At 40.2% G+C, this 8,041-nt stretch carries 10 protein-coding genes; 8 read left to right on the top strand and 2 right to left on the bottom strand.

The features are described from left to right. Positions 1–415: 415 nt before the first annotated feature. Positions 416–658 (top strand): Txe/YoeB family addiction module toxin, encoded by a 243-nt coding sequence (locus IQ226_RS23800; RefSeq protein WP_193899511.1) that lies wholly within the window; start codon positions 416–418, stop codon positions 656–658. A gap of 7 nt (positions 659–665) precedes the next feature. Here the strand turns inward: IQ226_RS23800 and cysC are convergent, their stop codons facing one another. Next, complete coding sequence (gene cysC / locus IQ226_RS23795) at positions 666–1,229, bottom strand: adenylyl-sulfate kinase (protein ID WP_039200427.1); 564 nt, start codon at positions 1,227–1,229, stop codon at positions 666–668. A 151-nt stretch (positions 1,230–1,380) separates the two neighbouring features. On the opposite strand from cysC, the gene IQ226_RS23790 reads away from it, so the two are divergent. Then, positions 1,381–1,602 carry a hypothetical protein gene (locus IQ226_RS23790; protein ID WP_193899508.1) on the top strand — a complete coding sequence of 74 codons (222 nt, stop codon included), beginning with the start codon at positions 1,381–1,383 and terminating at the stop codon, positions 1,600–1,602. Between the two features lie 146 nt (positions 1,603–1,748). On the opposite strand, the gene IQ226_RS23785 is transcribed toward IQ226_RS23790, so the two are convergent. Further along, entirely contained in the window at positions 1,749–2,789 is a 1,041-nt protein-coding gene (locus tag IQ226_RS23785) for a response regulator (RefSeq protein ID WP_193899509.1), read from the bottom strand. Positions 2,790–3,007: 218 nt separating this feature from the next. On the opposite strand from IQ226_RS23785, the gene IQ226_RS23780 reads away from it, so the two are divergent. From IQ226_RS23780 to IQ226_RS23755, 6 genes are all read left to right on the top strand, one after another. Beyond that, on the top strand, positions 3,008–3,943 hold the full coding sequence (locus IQ226_RS23780) for an RluA family pseudouridine synthase (protein WP_193899506.1): 936 nt from the start codon (positions 3,008–3,010) through the stop codon (positions 3,941–3,943). A gap of 618 nt (positions 3,944–4,561) precedes the next feature. Continuing rightward, complete coding sequence (locus IQ226_RS23775; RefSeq protein WP_193899504.1) at positions 4,562–5,083, top strand: phycocyanin subunit beta; 522 nt, start codon at positions 4,562–4,564, stop codon at positions 5,081–5,083. Between the two features lie 103 nt (positions 5,084–5,186). Beyond that, entirely contained in the window at positions 5,187–5,675 is a 489-nt protein-coding gene (cpcA, locus tag IQ226_RS23770) for a phycocyanin subunit alpha (protein ID WP_193899502.1), read from the top strand. A 335-nt stretch (positions 5,676–6,010) separates the two neighbouring features. Further along, entirely contained in the window at positions 6,011–6,871 is an 861-nt protein-coding gene (locus tag IQ226_RS23765; RefSeq protein WP_193899500.1) for a phycobilisome linker polypeptide, read from the top strand. 49 nt (positions 6,872–6,920) lie between these two features. Further along, positions 6,921–7,160, top strand: a complete 240-nt coding sequence (locus IQ226_RS23760; RefSeq protein WP_193899498.1) for a phycobilisome linker polypeptide — start codon at positions 6,921–6,923, stop codon at positions 7,158–7,160. Positions 7,161–7,176: 16 nt separating this feature from the next. Next, a complete protein-coding gene (locus tag IQ226_RS23755) occupies positions 7,177–8,007 on the top strand; it encodes a HEAT repeat domain-containing protein (RefSeq protein WP_193899497.1) in 831 nt (276 codons plus the stop codon). The last annotated feature ends 34 nt before the right edge of the window (positions 8,008–8,041 follow it).

Here is an 8,041-nt window from a genome sequence, read left to right as displayed (position 1 = left end):
TTACTTAATATGTTCTATTTTTTGGCAAATAAAGTTAAACTCAACCAGAAAATTAGGTAGATAAAATTTTCCTGGCTGAAATTTTTCAAAAATCCCAATAATCTAGGTCACATCTGCGGAATGTGGGTTGTAAACAAAATACTTTTGACCATCCTCAAATCCTGAACATCCTGATTCAGACAAAATGCAATTTCTGAAAATGTAGATTAATTTTAATAAAACATCCTGTACATCCTCAAATCCTGGACATCCTGATTCAGACAGATTTGGTATAATTAACATGAGCATTCACTAACTGAGTTAACTATGAAAGCACTAGACATAAAAGTAACTATAACAAATGATGGCAAATTATTAGTCAATTCTCCTGTAGATATGCCAATGGGAGAATATAACGCTGTGATTGTCTTAGAAGATAGATAAAGCGCAAAGTTTACTTGATATTATTCAGGTCAATCCGTTTCAAAATCCTCCACCTTATGAAAAGTTAGTAGGAGATTTAGAAGGTGCATATTCACGACGGATTAATATTCAACATCGTTTAGTATATGAAGTGATTGAAGATGAAAATATTCTTGGCAATATCCTCAAGATGATAGTGAACGGAAATCTTGTCATAGACGGTAAGATACAAAAAACTCAACCTCTCCAGAGCTAATACTTATTTAAGCATGATTATTGACAATAATTTTGGCTCTTCGGTAATTGTTACGAACTTCAAGGATTGCCTTTAGAACTTTGCTTACACTCTCATCTAGATTTTCATGATCTGTTTTGCATTCAACTTCTGGGTCAATTGGTGGTTCATAGGGATCATTAACTCCTGTGAAGTTTTTAATTTCCCCTGATCTAGCTTTTTTATATAAACCCTTGACATCTCGTTGCTCACAAACATCTAACGGAGTATTGACATAAACCTCAATGAAATTACCAATTTTCTGCCGAACTTCATTACGGATATCTCGGTAGGGAGAAATGGCTGCAACCAAAACAATTACACCATTGCGAGTCAATAATTGGGCAACAAAACCTATGCGACGAATATTTTCGTCTCTATCTTTCTTGCTGAAACTTAAACCCTTCGTTAAGTTCTGGCGGACAATATCGCCATCAAGAACTTCAACTTTATCGCCCTGTTCCAGAAGCTTTTGCTCTACATCTCTACAAATGGTAGTTTTACCCGCTCCACTTAAACCAGTAAACCAAACAGTCACACCTGATTGTTGCATTTTTATGGGTTTGAATTCTAAATCTTAATCAATACCTTGCCCGAAAAAAGAGTATGAAAAGAGGGCTGATGTAGTAAAGTTTCTGCAACATTTATTTACAATGTGTCCCAAATTGCAGCTATCCCGACTTTACCCCCTGTAGGCTAGGTTTATGACAAAGCAGGGGGATATTTTAACCTACCTTCCGCACCCTAAACTGTCACACAACGAAAATTGGTCGTTTGGAGATTTGGTTTTAGCGAACTGCTTGCAGCAGCGCTTCGCTATCGCCTACCAATATTTCTTGGTTTTGGTACAAAATACAACATTAAATGGGGATAAAAATCAGAAAAAACCGATTGTGACACCGGGGGGTGCGGAATGTGGGTTTTAAGGTAACACTCTATCTCCTAGAGTGGTTATGCTAAAATAATTAATATAAATAAAATAGAAGATGAATACATTCTAATTGTAGCGATTATGCACTCTAGTCGAAAACCAAAATATTGGCAGGATCGTATTTAATTGATTTCTGAATTTTCACACAATATGATGAAAAATTATTTTCAGCAAATCTCCTTGGGAAAAAGGCTTTTCTAAATAACCATTAGCTCTCACCAACTTAGCTTTTGCTCTATCTCTTAATCCCATTCTTTCAGTCATCAAAATCACAGGAATATTTTGATAATGCGAGTGTTTTCGTAATAAGGAACAAATTTCATAGCCATCTAAATTAGGCATTTCTACATTTAATAAAATCATATCTGGCTGTACCCGTAGAATCTCTATTAAAGCTTGGGAAGAATCCATAAATTTCAGCACAGAAAATATTTGCTCATCTAAAAAATCTTCCACAGCATTTAATATGCTATAATCATTGTCCACACCCAAAATACTATATTTCTTCCTCTCCTTAACTTCTGAGTTTATCGGCTGCTGTATATGTGGTTGAGGATCAACTTGATCAAAATTACTTTTAGATAATTGTTCTTGATAGGTACTAGGTGACGGGGACTGATGATGATTTTCCAAATTCAAATTTTCCTGAACATCAACCTTAATCTCTGATTGACATTTTTCTACTAAAGTTCTTAAATTCAAATGACAAAATTTAGGAAGATTATCTAAAAAAGTATGGGGAACAAATTCATAACTGCCATATTCTAAATTCAGTAATGATTCTAAAACCTCCAAAGCTAATTGTTCAATCAACAAAGCAGCCTGATAGTGACTGAGATATTTTTGATTAACTAACCAACAAATTGCTAAATAATCTGGATTGGGAATTGACTGATTTTCAACATCTTTTTCAAATATCATCCGCACCTGTTCATTAATACCTAAAGGCAGAGTAGAAATTTGTTGGCTTAATCTCTGTAAATTGCGATAAAGAGGTTCAAACATTTCCTCTGAATAACTAGCGTAAATTAACTTACCCTGATCCATGTATATTGACCATGCACCCGACTCACTAAATACCTGCAAACAACCAGTAAAAGAGTTATTAGTAATCTTTTTGAATAAGCTAATTGGCTGGATATTTTGAAAAAATCTATATCTACTAATAGGAATTATGTTCATATTCTGAGATTGATCATTAAAATTTTCTCTCATGATCATTTAATTACTGGATTTTACAAAGGTTGTGAATTATAATTTTTCAATTATTACTTTTAGGTTACTATAGATTTTTTAGAGAAATAAAAAAGTATCTTAAAATAAGATGAAAAAATCAAGTACAGAGGTTCTCCTAGAACATTTTGAATCTCAATGTTTCTTAAAACACCCCACATCTAATCGTGTCTGCAATTAATAATATCCAAGTTAGCGAAAATAGCGATCGCCTAGACCGCTACTTATCCCAAGCCTTATCAGATTTATCCCGTTCTCGCATCCAGCAGTTAATAGAACAGGGTCATGTTCAAGTTAATGGCAAAATTTGCACATCTAAAAAGATTAACCTGAAAACAGGCGATCGCATTACCCTGGAAATTCCCACAATCCAACCTTTAGAAGTAATCGCAGAGAATATTCCCTTAGACATCCTCTACGAAGACGACGAACTTATCATTCTCAATAAACCCGCAGGTTTAGTAGTCCACCCCGCACCCGGACATCCTGACGGGACTCTAGTTAATGCCATATTGGCACACTGTCCCAACTTACCAGGAATCGGTGGCGTGCAACGTCCAGGCATAGTCCATCGTTTAGACAAAGATACAACAGGAGCAATTGCGATCGCCAAAACAGACCTAGCCTATCAGCACCTCCAAGCGCAACTACAGGCAAAAACCGCCAGAAGAGAATATTTAGGCTTAATTTACGGTGTCCCCAAAACAGAAACCGGCACCATCAACCTACCCATAGGTCGCAATCCCCAAGATCGCAAAAAAATGGCTATTCTTGCCGTAGAAGATGGTGGACGCAATGCTATCACTCATTGGTGTGTAAGGGAACGCTTCGGCAACTACACTTTAATTCACTTCCAACTAGAAACAGGACGTACCCATCAAATTCGCGTCCACAGCGCCAAAATGGGTCATCCCATCGTCGGCGACCCCATTTATAGTTCAGGTCATTCCCTGGGTGTAAATTTGCCGGGACAAGCATTACACGCTTGGAAACTTCAGTTACAACATCCCGTTTCTGGCGATTTAGTCGCAGTCACAGCACCCCTTCCCCGCAGCTTAACAACTTTACTGGAAGTTCTGCGCCGTCGTAGTGGTATTTGTTAAGAATTTTTGAAAAAATAGCCATTTAGTCTCATTTTGTGAATGCCACCTTTGGGAAAAATTATATCCCCCCTGGGGGGAAAAACAGGAAAATTTCCCAAATATTTAGAAATGTAAATTTAACACTCCTTAACAAAACTCATAAAACTTTTACAGGAAACAAAAAGGCTGTAATGTAATTACATCAAGAGTTTCCAGCAAAATTAAAACAATCTTTAACCGCCAAGTATTGCGATTTTTTGCAAAAAATGTAAACTTGTGTAACGTAAATATAAGATTTTTCTCAGCTACACCCCTTATCCAGGAAGGATTTGAGCCTTATCTTAAGTTACGATCTCATTTATTCATAATTTGTAACGAATAAAGACTCTATAGCATTGTATAAACATAAACTGTAGGGGTTAAACAACAGAGGAAAGTTGAAAAAAGCAGGCAATTCATCAAGTTTGCCAGTTTCTCATAAAATTCTCCTTGACTCTCATAATTTCTGGTTTGTAAACTGTAAACTAGTAGATGAGAAGACAAACTGAGAGACGCTTTGATTTGACTCCGTTGTGAACAAATCCAAATTAGTTTTAATTTAGACATCTCTCAACTAAGTAATTTAGGAGATTAGAGTCCATGACATTAGATGTATTTTCCAAGGTTGTTTCCCAAGCCGACGCTAGAGGCGAATTCCTCAGCACCGAACAACTAGATGCTTTAAGTGCAGTTGTAGCTTCTGGCAACAAGCGTTTAGATGCTGTTAACCGGATCACAAGCAACGCTTCCACAATCGTTACCAACGCTGCTCGTTCTTTGTTTGAAGAACAGCCTCAATTGATTGCTCCCGGTGGTAATGCTTACACAAACCGTCGTAACGCTGCTTGTTTGCGTGACATGGAAATCATTTTACGCTATGTTACCTACGCTGCGATCGCAGGTGACGCTAGTGTTCTTGATGACCGTTGCTTGAACGGCTTGCGCGAAACATACCAAGCTTTGGGTACTCCTGGTAGCTCTGTAGCAGTTGGTGTTGGCAAAATGAAAGAAGCAGCGATCGCTATTGTTAACGATCCTAACGGTATCACCAAAGGTGATTGCAGTTCTTTGGTTTCCGAATTAGCAAGCTACTTCGACCGTGCTGCGGCTGCTGTTGCTTAATAATTCACTACAAATTAGCTCGAACCTGAATTGAGCTTTTCCCATAGTCTGCATGGCCTAGCCATACAAAAAAAGCAAGAAACTATCTAGGAGATTTTCACCAATGAAAACACCAATTACCGAAGCAATCGCATCTGCTGATACCCAAGGACGCTTTTTAAGCAACACCGAATTACAAGCAGTTAACGGTCGTCTAGTTCGTGCCGCTGCCAGCATGGAAGCTGCTCGTGGTTTAACAGCTAACGCTCAAAAGTTGATTGACGGTGCTACCAGCGCTGTATACAGCAAATTCCCTTACACCACCTCTACACAAGGCAATCAATTCGCATTTGATCCTCGTGGTAAAGCTAAGTGCGCTCGTGACGTTGGTCACTACCTCCGCATCATCACCTACAGCTTAGTTGCTGGTGGTACAGGTCCTTTGGACGAGTTCTTGATTGCTGGTTTAGCTGAAGTTAACGCTGCATTTGACTTGTCTCCTAGCTGGTACGTAGAAGCTTTAAAATCTATCAAAGCTAATCATGGTTTGAGTGGTCAAGCTGCTAACGAAGCTAACACCTACATTGACTACGCAATCAACGCTCTTAGCTAGATAGCGTCATGCCCGGAGAGGGATACAATTGTTAGATGGATTTACCCCTAAAGGGGTTCACCAGTCGTTCATGGGGAGTCACTGCGTAAGTTGGAAAATATTCCGACTGGGAATTGAGTGGCGTTAAGACCATACATGATCACTCTGGTTCACCTAGCAATTGGATCTAGCTCCGGGCATAGTTTTATGTACAGATAGGTAATTTAAGTTGTTAGTGAAAGAAAAAGACAAGAGTCAAGAGTCAAGAGGCAAGAGGTAAATCCCACTGACAACTGACCACTGACCACTAACCAAGCTTTATTCAGCCAAAATTCGGCACAATAAAGGGGAAAAATATGTCAATTACAGCAGCAGCATCCAGACTGGGGACAGAGCCTTTTAGCGACGCACGCAGAGTTGAGCTACGCCCCAACGCCAGCCGAGAAGAAGTCGAAGCGGTAATTCGTGCTGTTTATCGGCACGTTTTAGGAAATGACTATATATTGGCATCAGATCGCTTAATCAGTGCAGAATCACTGTTACGCGATGGCAACTTGAGCGTCCGTGAATTTGTTCGCAGCGTTGCTAAATCAGAACTCTACAAAGCTAAATTCTTCTACAACAGTTTTCAAACTCGGTTAATTGAACTCAACTATAAACATTTGTTGGGTCGCGCACCATACAATGAGTCCGAAGTAACTTACCACTTAGACTTATATATTAACCAAGGTTACGACGCGGAAATTGACTCCTACATTGATTCTGAAGAATATCAAAACAGCTTTGGGGAAAGTGTTGTTCCCTACTATCGTGGTTTTGATTTCCAAACAGGACAAAATGCAGCCGGATTTACTCGGATGTTCCGTTTATACCGGGGTTATGCCAACAGCGATACTGCTCAAGTCGAAGGTGCTAAATCTCGTTTAGCGCGGGAACTAGCTAGTAATCAGACCTCATCAGTTGTTGGACCATCTGGCAGTAATGAAAACTGGGGTTTCCGTGTATCGGCGGATAATGCTCCTAAGCAAAACTTGGGTAATGCCGTAGGAGAATCAAATCGTACCTACCGAGTTGAAGTTACAGGCATCCGCAATCCAGGATACCCCAGCGTGCGCCGTAGCAGCACAGTATTTATTGTACCTTACGAGCGCCTCCTAGACAAAATGCAGCAAATTCATCGAGTTGGCGGCAAAATTGTCAGCGTAATTTCCACCTAAGATCTGGTGCTGTTCACCGACAAAACTCATCATAGGAGATATAGAAGTAATGTTCGGTCAAACCACACTTGGCGCTAGTAGCGTTTCCTCATCTGCAAGCCGCGTATTTCGTTACGAAGTTATCGGCTTAAAGCAAAACGAAGAAAGCGACAAAAATAAATTCGACATTCGCCGCAGTGGTAGCGTGTTTATTACCGTACCCTACAGCCGCATGAATGAAGAAATGCAGCGGATTAGCCGCTTGGGTGGCAAAATCGTCAAAATTGAAACTTTGACAGTAGCAGAATAAACATCACGCCCTGGCAATGATAGAACCCAGTGGAGAAGAATATTCTGTAGAGAATGCCCCAAATCTCACACCAGAGATAGCGATCGCTAACCTGCAATCATCAGATTTAAGTCTCCGCTATTATGCTGCTTGGTGGTTGGGTAAGTTCCGGGTCAGTCAGCCAGAAGCCATAGACGCACTGATCAGGGCGTTAGAGGATGAATCTGACAGAACCGAACTGGGTGGTTATCCCTTACGGCGTAATGCCGCGAGGGCGCTTGGTAAATTGGGCAACCTAAAAGCTGTACCAGGTTTGATTAAGTGTTTAGAATGTAGTGATTTTTATGTCCGGGAAGCAGCAGCCCAATCTTTAGCTATGCTTCAGGATAAAACCGCATTACCAGCACTGATCAAACTGCTCGATGGGGGAGTTGACCAAGCCGTACAAGTACCTGGTTTTCCCCACCTTGCCCAGCCCTATACAGCAGTATTAGAAGCCTTAGGAGCTATGGGTGCAACTGAGGCTATTTCCCTTGTGCAGCCTTTTCTCAACCATTCCGTTCCTCGATTGCAATGCTCCGCCGCGAGAGCCATGTACCAACTGACACAAGACTCTATTTACGGTGAGTTATTAGTGAAAACTTTGGCCACAGGTGATTTAAAAATGCGTCGCGTTGTCTTGGGGGATTTGGGAGCAATTGGGTATTTGGCAGCAGCAGAAGCGATCGCCCAAGCGCAAGTGGAAAGTAGCTTTAAACTTATTGCTTTAAAAGGATTATTAGAGTATCAACTGCCAGAACAGTCTGATACTTTTGATATATCCGCACCAGCTATCCGCATCATGAATCTCATAGATTCACTCTTGTAGGGGCGGGGTTTCCCCGCCCATAGGTGGGTTTCCC

This window comes from Dolichospermum sp. LEGE 00240, assembly GCF_015207875.1.
GTDB classification, from domain to species: Bacteria; Cyanobacteriota; Cyanobacteriia; order Cyanobacteriales; family Nostocaceae; genus Dolichospermum; species Dolichospermum gracile.
Note: the sequence above shows the minus strand (reverse complement) of the source record. Positions and strands in the feature narration are given on the sequence as shown.

Bases quoted from the DNA above. Each gene is read 5' to 3' on its own strand.
- cysC (WP_039200427.1), bottom strand. From the start codon at position 1,229: ATGCAACAATCAGGTGTGACTGTTTGGTTTACTGGTTTAAGTGGAGCG.
- IQ226_RS23790 (WP_193899508.1), top strand. From the start codon at position 1,381: ATGACAAAGCAGGGGGATATTTTAACCTACCTTCCGCACCCTAAACTG.
- IQ226_RS23785 (WP_193899509.1), bottom strand. From the start codon at position 2,789: ATGAACATAATTCCTATTAGTAGATATAGATTTTTTCAAAATATCCAG.
- IQ226_RS23775 (WP_193899504.1), top strand. From the start codon at position 4,562: ATGACATTAGATGTATTTTCCAAGGTTGTTTCCCAAGCCGACGCTAGA.
- cpcA (WP_193899502.1), top strand. From the start codon at position 5,187: ATGAAAACACCAATTACCGAAGCAATCGCATCTGCTGATACCCAAGGA.
- IQ226_RS23765 (WP_193899500.1), top strand. From the start codon at position 6,011: ATGTCAATTACAGCAGCAGCATCCAGACTGGGGACAGAGCCTTTTAGC.
- IQ226_RS23760 (WP_193899498.1), top strand. From the start codon at position 6,921: ATGTTCGGTCAAACCACACTTGGCGCTAGTAGCGTTTCCTCATCTGCA.
- IQ226_RS23755 (WP_193899497.1), top strand. From the start codon at position 7,177: ATGATAGAACCCAGTGGAGAAGAATATTCTGTAGAGAATGCCCCAAAT.